Genomic DNA, 15,857 nt, shown 5'->3' with positions numbered 1-15,857 from the left:
ATATGGCGGTCTCCGACCCGCCAGTGCACCAGCGGCTGCTGCACGATCTCGTAGCGGTTGAACCAGCGCAGCAGCCAGACCAGGCTGTCGATGTCCTCGGGATGGTTCTCGCCGCGGGCGAATCCTTCGCGAGCGGCGTTCAGGTCGATGGGGTCGGATTCGAGCAAGGCCAGCCGGGCCGCCTTGTCGCCCAAGGGCGCGTCGATGGCCTTCCTGAATTGCGCGTAGGCATCGGGGGAGCCCGTGGCGGCATAGCGGTCCAGAAAGTAGATGGCGTCCTTCTGTCCCTTGGTCCAGAGGCTCTCGCCAGCGACGAAGGCCCGCACGGCCGACAGCACATACAGACTGCCCGATGCACAGGCCGCCAGCAAAAGCACCATCAGCAGGAAGGGCCAGGTGATCCGCAGCGTGGAGCGCAGCGGTCCCTGGCCTGGTGGCTCGCGCGCGTCGCTCATGTACCGCTGCCGCCGGTGCGTCAAGGCCGTGTGGCCTGGCGCGCCTTGAGCGGGTTTCTGTGGCCGAACAACCCCATTCCGATTCCTCCCGTGCGGTGGGCCGCGTGGGCTCCCCTGGCCGACAGGCCAGTGGGCGAGCGTGCTGGCCTGCCTTGCAGAACCACTATATCGGTAACCAGGCGGCTTCGCAGCAAATCCTTGGCCGTGGCGGCCGGCATGAAAAACCCGCGTGCCTTGCGGAACGCGGGTTTCGTGGGGGGCGCCCGATGCCGCGGGGCGGCTGGGGGGGCGTGCTCAGTTCGTCGCAGCGTGCGTGCCAACCACCACGGACTGGGTCTTTTCGTCTGGCACGGGCGGTGTCACCAGGTCTTCGATGATGAAGGTGCGGTAGTAGAAGGCCGTGGCCGCACCCTGCGGTGTGATGGCCTCCACCACCGTGTCGGGCTCGTCCTTGCTGTCCATCTGGACCAGCAGGCCATGGTGGCCGGTGCTGGCCAGATCGGCGATGCGGCGCACCATGTCGCCTTCGGCGCCCACGGAGGGCAGGGGCGCATCGGCCGTGCCCAGCGTGCGCACGATGTCGGCCATGATGGCTTCGGGGCTGGCATAGGCCAGCTCGCCCTTGTGGCCGGCGGCCTCCAGCGCGGTGGCGGCCTGGCGCACGCAGTCCTCGTCGGGGAACAGGGCGAACACATGCCCGGTGGGGTAGAACACGCCGCCCATATTGGTCATGGTGGAGTCAAGAATCATTGGCTTCATGGCCGTCTCCTTTGGAGGGGTGGATACGCCTTCCATTGAAGCCGCTGGCCGCTGCAATGCGTGTAGTCCCGGGGGGCATCCCTGTGTCATCCGTGGGCACCTTTCTGCACTTCGCCATGCGCGAGAGCGCGACGGATTTCACGCCATATCGTTCGAAGTTGTATCTGCTGCTGCCCATTCGTTGACACCCGGCCCGCGCCAGCGATGATGCTCGTGCCCCCTGGCCTGGACGCAGCCATCGCGCTCCCATCTTTCCATTCGTGCACCACGGCGCAGTGGGCGCGGGATATTGCGCAGCCGGGCCAGCAACTTCGATTCAACCTTTGACGGAACTGATAAGGAGAGAGCGGTGCCCACTATTATTTTTGCGCTGAAGCCTTGGTCATCATCGACAGCCACCATTTCAAGACATGAAAACTCCCTTGGCGGCATTGACAGTACTTCCTGGCCGGTCAATTCGGTCACGGTCGACGATCCCTACGCCATTGCCGTCGGCCGGATTTTGAACTGGGACGAGGGAACTCTCGATGACCAGGGTGGCATCATCGTGCGCCGTTCCGGGGTGGGGTTCGCCTTTCAAAAGGCATTTGAGCACTACACCAAGGTCACCGGGGAACCCGCGCCCCATAAATACAAGGTCACGCGCGCGACCTTGTCATTCAGGTACCGCAGCCTGGGCATGACGTTCATGGTGGGCGACGTGCAGCATTCCATCAAGCGCGGCGGGTCGCAACTCAACCGTTTGTTCTTCTCCAGCAGAATCGGCCCCGACGAACTTTTTGAGCCGACCGAGCCTGTGCCCATCAAGACCATCGCGCCTTTTGATCCGCGGCACCAGAAGATACCGGCGAGAATCGAGACCAGCCCGCTCGATTATTCAAAGATCAAGCCGTTTTACAAGGTTCGTGAGGGAGGCCCACCACCCATTTCCGTACCGATCGGGTTTGTCACCAATCCGGGTGGGCATATCCTGAGTGTCGATACCCAACATGATTACGATGGTGTTTACGTCATTGATTTGACAGGGAAAATAAACCCGCAAAACAGGTTCGGCATTGTTTTTGCGGGTGCACCCCATGGCGAGAGCCTGAGCGATCCCGATATCAGTGTCTTCGATTTTGGTGCGGCTCTTTATTACAATTTTGTTCTGGCGGTACAAATCGATTTCTGAGAACTCGGCAGCAGCCGGATAGCCGTTTGCAAAAGCGGTCTCCGGCTGCCCACCGTTATCCTCCCCCGCGAAGCAGCCAGGCAGCCAGGCCCGCGCAATGCAGCACGACCGTGGCCCAGTACAGCATGCGGAACGCGGTCTTGCTCGATTTGTGGCGCAGGATCTGCTGGGCGAACCAGGCGCCCGGCCAACCGCCCGCGAGGGCCAGCAGGTGCAGGTGGTTCTCCGGCACGCGCCATTGGCCGCGTTGCGCAGCGCTCTTGTCCAGGGCGTAGACGATGAAGGTCAGCAGGTTGAGCGCCACGGCGGCGCCCAGCAGCCACCAGGGCAATCGGTTGTTCCATGCGCCGAAGGCCAGCATGCCCAGCCACAGCGCCATCAGCAGGAAAGCCAGCCCCTGGAAGGCTGGCGAGGCACCGGATCGACCGGCGCGCGGTGGCTGCGGCCGCCGGGGTGAGGGCGCTTGCGCCTTTTTGCTGCCGCCGGCCGCCGAGCGGGCGGCGGGTGCGGTGACCGCAGGAGCGCCGACGGGCTGCACTGCCATGGCCCGGGGGCCTTTGCCGCCGACATGGATCTCCTGGTAGCTCACCGACTGCCCTTCGCGGGGTGCTCCACCGCCCTGGAAATCGCGCACGTGGAAGAAAACGTCGGCGGGCGTGCCGGGACTGCGGATGAAGCCAAAGGCGCGCTCGGCGTTCCAGCGCACCACCGTTCCCTGTTTCTGCATCGGCGATATCCCTCAGGCCAGGGTGTGCAGTGGAATGTCCTGCGCCTGTGCCAGCGCATCGAGCTGCGCACGGGTCTGCGTGCGCAGGAAGGCGGCCACGGCCTCGTGCGTGGCCGGGGCGCGCAGCACCTGGGCATCGCCCGTGGCGGGCAGGCCGGCGGCGGCGCACAGGCTGGCGGCAAAGTGCGGCTCCAGCGCGGCCACGGCCACGCGGCCGTCGGCGCAGGGGTAGATGCGGTAGCCGGCGTGGTTGCCGCCTACGTCGCCATCGGGTGTGGTCAGGCCCCAGTCGCGTGGCTGGGCCAGCCAGGCGGCGGCATCCGCCAGCGCGACCTCGATGCACACCCCGTTGCCGGCGTGGGCGCGCTCCAGCAGGGCCTGCAGCACGGCCTCGCTGGCCATCAGCGACCCGCCCATGTCGGCATACAGGGTGGGGGGCATCTCGGTGCCGGTGACCAGGCCGGCATCGGCCAGGTAGGTGAGGTCGTGGCCCGGCTCCTCGGCGCGCTCTGCGGCGGCGCCCACGATGCGCACCAGCGACAGGCGTGGGTATTTCGCCTGCAGTGCCTCCCAGGCCAGGCCCAGCTTGGCCAGGGCCGAGGGGCGAAAGGAGGTGATGAGCACATCGGTGCGCGCCAGTTCCGCGTGCAGGGTGGCCTGGCCCTCGGTTGTCTTGAGGTGGGCATGCAGCACGCGCACCCCCTGGTGCAGCGTGGCATAGGCCGCAGGGCTGTAGATGCCCATGGGGTCGGCGCTGGGGTAGCCGGCTGCCGGTGGCGGCTCGAGCTTGGTGCACTCGGCGCCCATGCGCACGCAGCGCATCAGCGCGGCGGGGCCGGGCAGGTTCAGGGCAAGGCTCAGGACGCGGGTGTTGCGCAGGGGTTGGGGCAGGGTGGTGCTCATGTCTCTTTGTAGGAATGGAAGGAAGGCGGTGCGCAGGGCATCCGATGGCCGGAACTTTGGCCAGCCCGGGTGCTCACTCCCTGCGTTATACAAAATTTGTTACCTTATCCTCCCGTCCATGCAACGCAGAACCTCTATGGCCGCCCTTGCCGGGCTGGCCACCTTTCCGGGAGTGATGACCGTGACCCCGCTCAGCAGTGCCGCCACCTTGCCCGTGTTGCAAGCCCTCAAGCCCTCGCCGCGCATGCCGGTGCTGTTTGTCGGCCATGGCAGCCCCATGAACGCCATCGAGGACAACGCCTGGCGCCGCGCCTGGCAGGCGCTGGGCACGGAGCTGATGGCCCGCGCGGTGCAGCCCCAGCTCATCCTGTGCGTCTCGGCCCACTGGCTCACACGGGACGGCTGGCAGCTCACGGGCATGGCCAATCCCAAGACCATCCACGATTTTGGCGGCTTTCCGCAGGCACTGTTCGACCAACAGTACCCCGCGCCGGGCGCCCCCGCCGTGGCGCGCGGCCTGGCCAAGGAGCTGAAATCACCGGCCACGGGCACGGCGCTGGGGGTGGACGAGGGCGAATGGGGCCTGGACCACGGCACCTGGTCAGTGCTCAAGCCCATGTTTCCCAAGGCGCAGATCCCCGTGCTGCAGCTGAGCATGGACTACAGCCGTGCCCCTGCCGAGCACTACGCCCTGGGCAAGCAGCTCGCGGCCCTGCGCGAGCGCGGCGTGCTCATCGTGGGCAGCGGCAATGTGGTGCACAACCTGCGCGTCACGCGCCGGGGCACTGCCGCCAACGAAGCCTACGACTGGGCCAGCGAGTTCGATGGGGTGGTGCAGTACCAGATCAAGCAGGGCCAGCTCGCTGCGCTGCCCGACTTCCTGAAGCTCGGCGCCGTGGCCAAGCAGGCCCACCCCACGCACGAGCACTACCTGCCGCTGCTGTATGCGGCCGGGGCGGTGCAGTCGACCGAAATGCCGCGCTTTTTCAATACAGGCTTCCAGTCGGCGTCTATCTCGATGCGCTCTGTTCTCTGGGGGTGAACTCCCGCTTGATCTGCAGCCAGGGCCAGCGCTGCTGGTAGCTTTGCGCCTTGGCATCGAACAGCGGCAGGTGCGGGCAGGCAGGGTTGGGCCGCAGGATGCCGGCATACAGCTCATCGAGCCCATACGGCGCGTGCAGCACCGGGCCTGACGGGGCGGGCTGCAGACCCACGCAGGTGCAGGGCACCAGAAAGCGACCAATCCCGTCGCGCGCCGAGGTGAGGGCGGTGTAGGGGTGGCCGAACCATTCCTCGTACCACAGGTGCACGCGCGCCTGGTTCTTGGCTTCCACGGTGATCGGCAGGTCGGCGAACAGGGCCGCAGCGCGCGCCTGCACGGTTGCTTCGGCGGCGGCCGACAGGTCGCCGGCATCGAAGTAGAACAGGTCGTAGTCCTTGATGCGCGCATCGGGCGCATGGTCGGAGTGCAGGTTCCACACCGTCTGGAACAGGCAGCCCGCGACCAGCCAGGCATCGGGCAGGCCCAGAAGCGGCAAACGCTCCAGAATGGCCGCGTTGTGCGGGTTCTGGAGCGCTTCGCTCACAAAGCGGCGCCGCAGCGCCGCTTCAGCGTCCAAATCAGACAACCTTTGCGATGGATTGGCAGACGTAGTCGATGTTCTTGCTGTTCAGCGCAGCGACGCACATGCGGCCGGTGTCGGTGCCGTACACGCCGAACTCGTTGCGCAGGCGCACCATCTGGTCCTTGGAGAGGCCCGAGTAGCTGAACATGCCGATCTGGGTGGTGATGAAGGACATGTCCTGCTTCACGCCGGCGGCCTTCAGGCCGTCGACCAGCTTCTGGCGCATGGCCTTGATGCGCACGCGCATTTCGGCCAGTTCCTTCTCCCACAGGGCACGCAGCTCGGGGTTGCCCAGCACGGCAGCCACCACGGCGCCGCCGTGGATGGGTGGGTTGGAGTAGTTCGTGCGGATCACGATCTTCAGCTGGCTCAGCACGCGGCTGGCTTCTTCCTTGTTGGCGCACAGCACCGACAGGCCGCCCACGCGCTCGCCGTACAGGCTGAAGCTCTTGCTGAACGAGGTGGAGACGAAGAAGTTCAGGCCGGCAGCCACGAACTTGCCGATCACGGCGCCGTCTTCGGCGATGCCGTGGCCGAAGCCCTGGTAGGCCATGTCCAGGAAGGGCGTCAGGCCCTTGGCCTTGACGGCGGCGATCACCTGGTCCCACTGCGCGGCAGTGATGTCGTAGCCGGTGGGGTTGTGGCAGCAGGCGTGCAGCACGACGATGGTGCCGGCGGCAGCTGCGTTCAGGCTGGCCAGGAAGCCTTCGAAGTTCACGCCGCGCTTTTCGGCGTCGTAGTAGGCGTAGCTGTCGACCTCGAAGCCGGCGTTGGTGAACAGCGCGCGGTGGTTTTCCCAGCTCGGGTCGGAGATCAGCACCTTGGCGTTGGGGCTGACTTTCTTCAGGAAGTCGGCGCCGATCTTCAGGCCGCCGGTGCCGCCGATGGCCTGCACGGTGGCCACGCGGCCGGAGGTCACGGGCTCGCTGTCCGCGCCGAAGACCAGTCCCTTGACCGCATTGTCATAGGCCACGATGCCGTCGATGGGCAGGTAACCGCGGGCCGTGGGGGCCGACATCATGGTCTTTTCAGCGGCTTGCACGCATTGCAGCAGGGGCAGCTTGCCGTTGTCGTCGAAATACACGCCCACACCCAGGTTGACCTTGTTGGGGTTGGTGTCGGCAGCAAATTGCTCGTTGAGGCCCAGGATGGGGTCGCGGGGTGCCATTTCGACGGCAGTGAACAGAGACATGAAAATCCTTGAAAGGTTGTCAGTAGCGAAGAATCCGGGCGTGGTGTAACGTGCCAGGTTCCGCCGATTTTAACGGCTAGCCCCCACCAACCGTTGACCTACCCCATGCTGGAAATATCAGAAGTCATACCGGATCAGCAAGACGGCGAATTCGTGCGCTTTCCCGATTCGCCGTTCGAGCTGTTCCAGCCGTACCCCCCCGCGGGCGACCAGCCCGAGGCCATCGACAAGCTGGTCGAGGGGCTGAACGACGGCGAGGCCTTCCAGACCCTGCTCGGGGTCACGGGCTCAGGCAAGACCTTCACCATGGCCAACGTGATCGCCCGCATGGGCCGCCCGGCCATCGTGTTCGCGCCCAACAAGACCCTGGCCGCGCAGCTGTACAGCGAGTTCCGCGAGTTCTTCCCGAAGAACGCCGTGGAGTACTTCGTGAGCTACTACGACTACTACCAGCCCGAGGCCTATGTGCCCCAGCGCGACCTGTTCATCGAGAAGGACAGCGCGATCAACGAGCACATCGAGCAGATGCGCCTGTCGTGCACCAAGAGCCTGATGGAGCGCACCGACGTGGTCATCGTGGCCACCGTCTCGGCCATCTACGGTATCGGCGAGCCCGAGAGCTACCACCGCATGGTGATGACCCTGCGCACCGGCGACAAGCTGGGCCAGCGCGACGTGATCGCCCAGCTGATCCGCATGCAGTACCAGCGCAACGAGGCCGATTTCTCGCGCGGCAAGTTCCGCGTGCGCGGCGACACCATCGATGTCTTTCCGGCCGAGCACTCGGAGCTGGCCATCCGCATCGAGCTGTTCGACGACGAGATCGAGAGCCTGCAGCTGTTTGACCCGCTCACCGGCCGCGTCAAGCAGAAGATCCCGCGCTTCACGGTTTACCCCAGCAGCCATTACGTGACGCCGCGCGACAAGGTGCTGGCCGCCGTGGAGACGATCAAGATCGAGCTGGCCGAGCGCCTCAAGCAGCTGCTGGACGACGGCAAGCTGGTGGAGGCCCAGCGCCTGGAGCAGCGCACGCGCTTCGACCTGGAGATGCTCAGCGAAGTAGGGCACTGCAAGGGCATCGAGAACTACACGCGCCACCTCTCGGGCGCCGCGCCGGGCGACCCGCCGAGCACGCTGACCGACTACATGCCCAAGAACGCGCTGATGTTCCTGGACGAGAGCCACCAGATGATCGGCCAGCTCAACGCCATGTACAGCGGCGACCGTTCGCGCAAGACCACGCTGGTGGAGTATGGTTTTCGGCTGCCCTCGGCACTGGACAACCGGCCGCTCAAGTTCGAGGAGTTCGAGCAGCGCATGCGCCAGGTGGTCTTCGTCTCGGCCACGCCGGCCGACTACGAAAAGCAGCACGCCGGCCAGGTGGTGGACCAGGTGGTGCGCCCCACGGGCCTGGTGGACCCGGTGGTGGAGGTGCGCCCCGCCACCCACCAGGTGGATGATGTGCTGCAGGAGATCCGCATCCGCGCCGAAAAGAACGAGCGCGTGCTCATCACCACGCTGACCAAGCGCATGGCCGAGCAGCTGACCGACTACCTCACGGACAACGGCGTCAAGGTGCGCTACCTGCACAGCGACGTGGACACGGTGGAGCGGGTGGAGATCATCCGCGACCTGCGCCTGGGCGCTTTCGACGTGCTGGTGGGCATCAACCTGCTGCGCGAGGGCCTGGACATTCCCGAGGTCTCGCTGGTGGCGATCCTCGATGCCGACAAGGAGGGCTTCCTGCGCGCCGAGCGCAGCCTGATCCAGACCATAGGCCGGGCGGCACGCAACATGAATGGCCACGCCATCCTCTATGCGGACCGCATCACCGATTCCATGAAAAAAGCCATGGGCGAGACGGAACGCCGCCGCGCAAAGCAGATCGCACACAACGAGGCACACGGAATCACGCCGCGCAGCATTGTCAAGAGGGTAAGAGACCTGATTGACGGTGTGTACAGCGAGAAAGCGGGCAAGGATGCCGAGCGGCTGGAGCAGGAAACGATGCAGCGCGCCAAGGTGGAGGACATGTCCGAGAAGGACGTGGCGCGCGAAATCAAGCGGCTCGAGAAGCTCATGCTGGAGCATGCGCGCAACCTCGAATTCGAGCAGGCGGCGCGTGTACGCGACCAGCTCACGCGGTTGAAGGACCAGGCCTTCGGCGCGCATGGCAATGATTCCGTGGCCTTGTAGAGAGCGGGGTGCGCCCCGACCTGCAGGGCAGGGCGTAGTGATGGGCGATTGGTGGGCAATGGGCTGTCCGTAAAAACGCGTATGGGGAAATAGTGACCCGCCAGTTTCTTATCCCGACTGATTCAATAGGGATTTGTGCTATACTCCTACAAACTACTCAAGAACAAAAGCCCACAAGATGAAGGGCTCTGCACCGGGAAAACCCGTGTGGAGTAAGGGGCGGAGACGGTGTCGTTGCGGGCCAACAGCCTGCAGTCGGCAGTTTCTACAACGAACAAGCCTTAGCACAAGGAGCTTGCGATGCGTCTCACTACCAAAGGCCGTTTTGCGGTCACCGCCATGATTGACCTGGCCCTGCGCCAGAACAACGGACCCGTCACCCTGGCTGCCATCAGCCAGCGCCAGCAGATTTCGCTGTCCTACCTGGAACAGCTGTTCGGCAAGCTGCGCCGCCACGAACTGGTGGAATCCACCCGTGGCCCCGGCGGCGGCTACACCCTGGCCCGCAAGGCGGGCGACATCACGGTGGCCGACATCATCGTATCCGTGGACGAACCCATTGATGCCACCCAGTGCGGCGGCAAGGAAAACTGCCTGGGCGAAGCCGGCCGTTGCATGACGCATGAGCTGTGGGCCTCGCTGAACCAGCGCATGGTCGAGTTCCTCGACTCCGTCACGCTGCAAAAGCTGGTCGAAGAGCAACTGGCCAAGGGCGTGCAGATCGAGGACAAGCCGGTCGTGCGCCGCGCCATCTCGACGACCCCGGTGGTCAAGCCGATCCGTGTGAACGCCCCGAATTCGGTGTTCGCGCTCGGCAACGTTTTCGCCAAGTCCTGACCGCCAGATGCGCCGCGCCGGCCCTGGGGTCGGCACCGCCCTGAACGTCTCCTGTTTCTGTAACCAACTGTCCAACTGTTCTTCGTTCGTTGTTTGCAAGCAAGCCTAAGCCAGCAACCTCCTGAGCCAGCCACGCCATGACTCCACATTTCCCCATCTACCTCGACTACGGCGCCACCACCCCTGTGGACCCGCGCGTAGTGGACGCCATGATTCCCTGGTTGCGCGAGCATTTCGGCAACCCGGCATCGCGCAGCCACGCCTGGGGCTGGGAAGCGGAAGAGGCGGTGGAAAAGGCGCGTGTGCAGGTGGCCGACCTGATCCACGCCGATCCGCGCGAGATCGTCTGGACCAGCGGCGCCACGGAATCGATCAACCTGGCCCTGAAGGGCGCTGCCCAGTTCTACAAGGGCAAGGGCAAGCACCTGATCACGCTCAAGACCGAGCACAAGGCCGTGCTGGACACCATGCGCGAGCTGGAGCGCCAGGGCTTCGAAGCCACCTACCTCGACGTCAAGGAAGACGGCCTGGTGGACCTGGACGCGCTCAAGGCCGCCATCCGCCCCGATACGGTGCTGGTGAGCATCCTGTTCGTGAACAACGAGATCGGCGTGATCCAGGACATCCCGGCCATCGGCGCACTGTGCCGTGAAAAGGGCGTGCTGCTGCACGTGGATGCGGCGCAGGCCACCGGCCGCGTCGAGATCGACATGAACACCCTGCCCATCGACCTGATGAGCATGACCGCGCACAAGACCTACGGCCCCAAGGGCGTGGGTGCCCTGTACGTGCGCCGCAAGCCGCGCGTGCGCCTGGAAGCGCAGATGCACGGTGGCGGCCATGAGCGCGGCATGCGTTCGGGCACCTTGCCCACGCACCAGATCGTGGGCATGGGCGAGGCCTTCCGCATCGCCAAGGAAGAAATGGCCGAATCCAACGCCAAGGCCCATGCGCTGCAGCAGCGCCTGCTCAATGGCCTGAAGGACATCGAACAGGTGTTCATCAACGGCAGCATGGAACGCCGCGTGCCGCAGAACCTGAACATGAGCTTCAACTACGTCGAAGGCGAGTCGCTGATCATGGGCATCAAGGGCTTGGCCGTGTCGTCGGGCTCCGCCTGCACCTCGGCCAGCCTGGAGCCCAGCTATGTGTTGCGCGCCCTGGGCCGCAGCGACGAGCTGGCCCACAGCAGCCTGCGCATGACCATCGGCCGCTTCACGACCGAGGAAGAGATCGACTACGCGATCGCCACCATCCGCGAAAACGTCGCCCGACTGCGCGAGCTGAGCCCGCTGTGGGAGATGTACCAGGATGGCGTGGACATCAGCACCATCCAGTGGGCTGCGCACTGACCGGATTCATGGCATTTTGACGAATTGAAGAGGTAGACATCATGGCTTATTCAGACAAAGTGGTTGACCATTACGAGAACCCCCGCAACGTGGGCTCGTTCGACAAGGGTGACGAATCGGTGGGCACCGGCATGGTGGGCGCGCCCGCCTGCGGCGACGTGATGAAGCTGCAGATCAAGGTGAACCCCGAAACCGGCGTGATCGAAGACGCACGCTTCAAGACCTATGGCTGCGGCTCGGCCATCGCCTCGTCCTCGCTGGTGACCGAATGGGTCAAGGGCAAGACGCTGGACGAAGCGGCAGCCCTCAAGAACAGCGTGATCGCCGAAGAGCTGGCCCTGCCGCCCGTCAAGATCCACTGCTCCATCCTCGCGGAAGACGCCATCAAGGCCGCCGTGCTCGATTACAAGACCAAGCACGCTGCGGCTGTGACCGCCTGATCGACCATGGCCATCACGCTGACCGAAGCCGCTGCGCGGCACGTGACCCGCTACCTGTCCCGCCGGGGCAAGGGGCTGGGCGTGCGCCTGGGCGTCAAGACCACCGGCTGCTCGGGCCTGGCCTACAAGCTCGAGTATGTGGACGATACCGAGCCTGAGGACGTGGTGTTCGAGAACCACGGCGTGAAGGTGCTGATCGACCCCAAGAGCCTGGCTTACATCGACGGCACCGAGCTCGACTTCGTGCGCGAGGGCCTGAACGAAGGTTTCAGGTTCAACAACCCCAACGAGCGCGACCGCTGCGGTTGCGGCGAGAGCTTCCGCGTTTAAGAGGCAGAGAGTCTTTCCTCCATGCCCGTCCTGCACGCTAAAACGCCCTCACTCGTCGTTGCAAATGCTCGCCATAGCCCAGCTATGGCTGCGCTTTGCGCCTAGATTGAGGGTGTTTTGGCGTACCTTCCGGGCACGGCCGAAAAACTCTCTGCCTCTGATCGCTTGCAGGCCACGGTGCCTGCTGTACTGAGCGCCCAGCCAAACCGCCATCGCACCCCGTGCTGGCGGTTTTTTCTTGACCCTTTCCCCTCCATGAACCTGCAATCCGACGATTTCGAGCTGTTCGGCCTCGCGCAGCGCTTTGCGCAGGAGCGCAGCGCCATCGACGCGCGCTGGAAGGAGCTGCAGCGCGAAGCCCACCCCGACAAATTCGCCGCGCAGGGCGCCGCGGCCCAGCGCGTGGCCATGCAGTGGTCGGTGCGCATCAACGAAGCCTACCAGCGCCTGAAGGATCCGCTGCGGCGCGCGGCCTACCTGTGCGAGCTGCGTGATGCGCCGATTCGCGCCGAAGACAACACGGCCATGCCGGCGGCCTTTCTGATGCAGCAGATGGAATGGCGCGAGTCGCTCGAGGACGCCCAGGGCGAGGCCGCCCTGGATGCCCTGGACGACGAGGTGCAGCAGGCGCGGCGCGCGGCCCTGGCGCGCTGTGGGCAGTTGCTGGATGAGGCGGGCGATGCCGCCGGTGCGGCGCGCGAGGTCAGAGCCCTCATGTTCATTGCGCGATTTGCCGACGACATCGAACGCCGCCGGGATCAACTGGGACAATAGGGACTGCCCCCTTTCCTGCGAGCCGCACGGCGTGCCCGCAGACAACGTAGAACACGACGACAAGAACTATTCCATGGCGCTTTTGCAGATCTCCGAACCCGGCCAGTCCCCCGACCCGCACCAGCGGCGCATTGCCGTGGGCATCGACCTGGGCACCACGCACTCCCTGGTGGCGGCCGTGCGCAATGGTGTGGCCGAATGCCTGCCCGATGACCAGGGCAGGGTGCTGCTGCCCTCGGTGGTGCGCTACTTGGAGGCGGGTGGCCGCCAGATCGGGCACGATGCCGTGGCCGCGCAGGCGCAGGACCCGCGCAACACCATTGCCTCGGTCAAGCGCTTCATGGGCCGGGGCCTGGCCGACGTGGCCGATGCCGGCAAGCTGCCCTACGACTTCGTGCCCCCGGCCGACAGCGCCCTGGGCATGGTGAGCCTGGCGACCGTGGGCGGGGTGAAATCGCCCGTGGAGGTGAGCGCCGAGATCCTGGCCACGCTGCGCTACCGCGCCGAGGACACCTTCAACGACGACCTGTACGGTGCGGTGATCACCGTGCCCGCGTACTTCGACGACGCCCAGCGCCAGGCCACCAAGGACGCGGCCCAACTGGCCGGCATCCACCTGCTGCGCCTGATCAACGAGCCTACGGCCGCTGCCATCGCCTACGGCCTGGACAATGCCAGCGAGGGCGTCTACGCCGTGTACGACCTGGGCGGTGGCACCTTCGACATCTCCATCCTGCGGCTCACGCAGGGTGTGTTCGAGGTCATCGCCACGGGCGGCGATTCGGCCCTGGGGGGTGACGACTACGATGCCGCCCTGGCGGACCAGGTGCTGCAGCAACTGGGCCGCACGGTCGAGACCCCATCGGACAAGGTCGCGGCCCGCATGGCGGCCCGCGCCTGCAAGGAGGCGCTGACGGCTGCCGAGCATGCCACCTTCTCGGCCCAGTTGGCTGGCGAGGCCGTGCAGCATGCCGTGGCGCGTGCGGACTTCGAGGCAGCCACGGCCCACCTCACCACGCGCTCCATAGCCGCCGTGCGCCGTGCGCTGCGCGATGCGCACCTCACGCGTGAGGAAGTGCAGGGCGTGGTCATGGTCGGCGGCTCCACCCGCATGCCGCAGGTGCAGAAGGCCGTGGCCGATTTCTTCGGCACCACGCCGCTGACCAACCTGAACCCCGACGAGGTGGTGGCCCTGGGTGCCTCCATCCAGGCCAACCAGCTGGCCGGCAACAACACCGCAGGCGATCTGCTGCTGCTCGATGTGATCCCGCTGTCGCTGGGCATCGAGACCATGGGCGGCCTGGTGGAGCGCATTGTGGCGCGCAACGAGACCATCCCCACCGCCAAGGCGCAGGACTTCACCACCTACAAGGACGGCCAGACCGCCCTGGCGATCCATGTGCTGCAGGGCGAGCGCGACCTGGTGCAGGACTGCCGCAGCCTGGCGCGCTTCGAGCTGCGCGGCATTCCACCGATGGCGGCCGGCGCAGCCCGCATCCGCGTGACCTTCACCGTCGATGCCGACGGCCTCTTGAGCGTGAGCGCGAAAGAGCAGGGCAGCGGCGTGGAGGCGCGCATCGATGTGAAGCCCTCCTATGGCCTGTCGGACGACGAGATCGCCCGCATGCTGCAGGACGGATTTGCCACCGCCGCGCAGGACATGCGCGCCCGCGCCGTGGTCGAGGCCCGCGTGGACGCCGACCGCATGCTGCTGGCCACGCAGAGCGCGCTCGACGCCGATGGCGACGTGCTCTCGGCCGGTGAGCGCGCCGACATCGACGCCCTGATGCAGGCCTTGAGCGGCCAGCGCGAGTCCGACGATGCGGCCGTGATCGAGGCCGCCACCGATGCCCTGGCCAAGGGCACCGAGGCCTTTGCCGCGCAGCGCATGAACCGCGGCATCCAGCAGGCCCTGGCCGGCAAGAACGTGCAGTCTCTCTGACCGACCGCCCCCTTACGACAAGAACGAACAACCGACGCCACCATGCCCGTCATCAAGATCCTGCCCCACCCGGAATACTGTCCTGCCGGCGCCGAAATCACCGCGCCCGCCGGCACCTCGATCTGCGAGGCCATGCTGGACAACCACATCGACATCGAGCACGCCTGCGACATGAGCTGTGCCTGCACCACCTGCCACGTCATCGTGCGCCAGGGCCTGTCCTCGCTCAACGAGGCCGAGGAGGAAGAGGAAGACCTGCTGGACCGCGCCTGGGGTCTGGAGCCACAATCGCGCCTGTCGTGCCAGGCCATCCTGGCGCAAACCGATGTGACCGTGGAAATCCCCAAGTACACGATCAACCACGCCAAGGAAAACCACTGAAATGACACGGCAGATCGTTCTCGATACCGAAACCACCGGCCTCTCCGCCGAAGGTGGCGACCGCATCATCGAACTTGGCTGCGTGGAGCTGCTCAACCGCAAGCTCACCGGTAACAACCTGCACTTCTATTTCAACCCGGGGCGTGACAGCCATGAGGACGCGCTCAAGGTCCACGGCATCAGCAACGAGTTCCTGCGCGACAAGCCCAAGTTCGCCGAGCTGGCGCCGGACATCCTCGAGTACCTGCAGGGCGCCGAGGTCATCATCCACAACGCGGCCTTCGACGTCGGCTTCCTGAACAAGGAGCTCGAACTCACGGGCCGCCCGGCGCTCAAGACCTATGTCGGCAGCGTCACCGACACCCTGGCCATGGCCAAGGAGATGTTCCCCGGCAAGCGCAACTCGCTGGACGCGCTGTGCGACCGCCTGGAGGTCGACAACTCCGGCCGCACGCTGCACGGCGCCTTGCTCGATGCCGAGCTGCTGGCCGACGTCTACATCAACATGACGCGCGGCCAGGATGCGCTACTGGTCATCGACGATACGGACGACAGCGCTGGCGGCATCAGCGTCGCCGCCGTCGACCTGGGTGCCCTGGTGCTGCCCGTGCTGCCCGCCAGCGAGCAGGAGGTGGCGTCGCACGCCGAGGTGCTCACGCAGATCGACAAGGCAAGCAACGGCAAAACAATCTGGCGCAAATTCCAAACAGCCTGAAAAGTTGTGCCATAATCGAAGGCTGTCGCAGCGACAACGGGAGATTAGCTCAGGGGTA

16 protein-coding genes and 1 pseudogene are annotated in these 15,857 nt (G+C 65.5%); 11 read left to right on the top strand and 6 right to left on the bottom strand.

Going from position 1 to position 15,857, the window contains the following annotated elements:
- A pseudogene (locus tag PMI14_RS06170) lies at positions 1-455 on the bottom strand (PAS domain S-box protein); the annotation flags it as partial.
- A 294-nt stretch (positions 456-749) separates the two neighbouring features.
- Complete coding sequence (locus PMI14_RS06165; RefSeq protein ID WP_007851301.1) at positions 750-1,214, bottom strand: hypothetical protein; 465 nt, start codon at positions 1,212-1,214, stop codon at positions 750-752.
- Between the two features lie 349 nt (positions 1,215-1,563).
- Between PMI14_RS06165 and PMI14_RS06160 the strand changes: the two genes are divergently transcribed.
- On the top strand, positions 1,564-2,385 hold the full coding sequence (locus PMI14_RS06160) for a hypothetical protein (protein WP_007851299.1): 822 nt from the start codon (positions 1,564-1,566) through the stop codon (positions 2,383-2,385).
- A gap of 55 nt (positions 2,386-2,440) precedes the next feature.
- Here the strand turns inward: PMI14_RS06160 and PMI14_RS06155 are convergent, their stop codons facing one another.
- Together PMI14_RS06155 and PMI14_RS06150 are read right to left on the bottom strand one after the other, a co-directional pair.
- Positions 2,441-3,112, bottom strand: a complete 672-nt coding sequence (locus PMI14_RS06155) for a cold shock and DUF1294 domain-containing protein (protein ID WP_007851298.1) — start codon at positions 3,110-3,112, stop codon at positions 2,441-2,443.
- 12 nt (positions 3,113-3,124) lie between these two features.
- Positions 3,125-4,015 carry a CoA transferase gene (locus PMI14_RS06150; RefSeq protein ID WP_007851296.1) on the bottom strand — a complete coding sequence of 297 codons (891 nt, stop codon included), beginning with the start codon at positions 4,013-4,015 and terminating at the stop codon, positions 3,125-3,127.
- Positions 4,016-4,151: 136 nt separating this feature from the next.
- Here PMI14_RS06150 and ygiD point away from each other — a divergent pair, with 136 nt between their 5' ends.
- On the top strand, positions 4,152-5,057 hold the full coding sequence (gene ygiD, locus PMI14_RS06145; RefSeq protein ID WP_007851295.1) for a 4,5-DOPA dioxygenase extradiol: 906 nt from the start codon (positions 4,152-4,154) through the stop codon (positions 5,055-5,057).
- On the opposite strand, the gene PMI14_RS06140 is transcribed toward ygiD, so the two are convergent.
- Together PMI14_RS06140 and PMI14_RS06135 are read right to left on the bottom strand one after the other, a co-directional pair.
- The gene (locus PMI14_RS06140; protein WP_007851293.1) at positions 5,026-5,634 is read right to left on the bottom strand and encodes a nucleotidyltransferase family protein; all 609 of its coding nucleotides are present in this window, start codon (positions 5,632-5,634) and stop codon (positions 5,026-5,028) included. The two genes, ygiD and PMI14_RS06140, sit on opposite strands and share 32 nt — an antisense overlap.
- 1 nt (position 5,635) lies before the next feature.
- Positions 5,636-6,832, bottom strand: a complete 1,197-nt coding sequence (locus PMI14_RS06135) for an amino acid aminotransferase (protein ID WP_007851290.1) — start codon at positions 6,830-6,832, stop codon at positions 5,636-5,638.
- Positions 6,833-6,937: 105 nt separating this feature from the next.
- Here PMI14_RS06135 and uvrB point away from each other — a divergent pair, with 105 nt between their 5' ends.
- The 9 genes from uvrB to dnaQ all read left to right on the top strand — a co-directional run bounded on the left by uvrB (position 6,938) and on the right by dnaQ (position 15,799).
- Positions 6,938-9,028, top strand: coding sequence for an excinuclease ABC subunit UvrB (gene uvrB / locus PMI14_RS06130; protein WP_007851289.1), 2,091 nt, complete (start codon positions 6,938-6,940; stop codon positions 9,026-9,028).
- Between the two features lie 300 nt (positions 9,029-9,328).
- A complete protein-coding gene (iscR, locus tag PMI14_RS06125; RefSeq protein ID WP_007851285.1) occupies positions 9,329-9,865 on the top strand; it encodes a Fe-S cluster assembly transcriptional regulator IscR in 537 nt (178 codons plus the stop codon).
- A 137-nt stretch (positions 9,866-10,002) separates the two neighbouring features.
- Positions 10,003-11,217, top strand: a complete 1,215-nt coding sequence (locus tag PMI14_RS06120) for an IscS subfamily cysteine desulfurase (RefSeq protein ID WP_007851283.1) — start codon at positions 10,003-10,005, stop codon at positions 11,215-11,217.
- Between the two features lie 41 nt (positions 11,218-11,258).
- Positions 11,259-11,657, top strand: a complete 399-nt coding sequence (gene iscU, locus PMI14_RS06115; protein WP_007851274.1) for a Fe-S cluster assembly scaffold IscU — start codon at positions 11,259-11,261, stop codon at positions 11,655-11,657.
- A gap of 6 nt (positions 11,658-11,663) precedes the next feature.
- Positions 11,664-11,987 carry an iron-sulfur cluster assembly protein IscA gene (gene iscA, locus PMI14_RS06110; RefSeq protein WP_007851273.1) on the top strand — a complete coding sequence of 108 codons (324 nt, stop codon included), beginning with the start codon at positions 11,664-11,666 and terminating at the stop codon, positions 11,985-11,987.
- A 255-nt stretch (positions 11,988-12,242) separates the two neighbouring features.
- Entirely contained in the window at positions 12,243-12,761 is a 519-nt protein-coding gene (gene hscB / locus PMI14_RS06105; protein ID WP_007851271.1) for a Fe-S protein assembly co-chaperone HscB, read from the top strand.
- Positions 12,762-12,834: 73 nt separating this feature from the next.
- Positions 12,835-14,703, top strand: coding sequence for a Fe-S protein assembly chaperone HscA (gene hscA, locus PMI14_RS06100; RefSeq protein WP_035202595.1), 1,869 nt, complete (start codon positions 12,835-12,837; stop codon positions 14,701-14,703).
- Between the two features lie 42 nt (positions 14,704-14,745).
- Complete coding sequence (gene fdx, locus PMI14_RS06095; protein WP_007851267.1) at positions 14,746-15,084, top strand: ISC system 2Fe-2S type ferredoxin; 339 nt, start codon at positions 14,746-14,748, stop codon at positions 15,082-15,084.
- A gap of 1 nt (position 15,085) precedes the next feature.
- A complete protein-coding gene (dnaQ, locus tag PMI14_RS06090; protein WP_007851266.1) occupies positions 15,086-15,799 on the top strand; it encodes a DNA polymerase III subunit epsilon in 714 nt (237 codons plus the stop codon).
- The last annotated feature ends 58 nt before the right edge of the window (positions 15,800-15,857 follow it).

Origin of the sequence: Acidovorax sp. CF316, from assembly GCF_000276605.1 — a bacterium.
In the GTDB taxonomy this organism is placed as follows: Bacteria; Pseudomonadota; Gammaproteobacteria; order Burkholderiales; family Burkholderiaceae_C; genus Acidovorax.
This window is presented reverse-complemented; position numbering and strand designations above follow the sequence as displayed.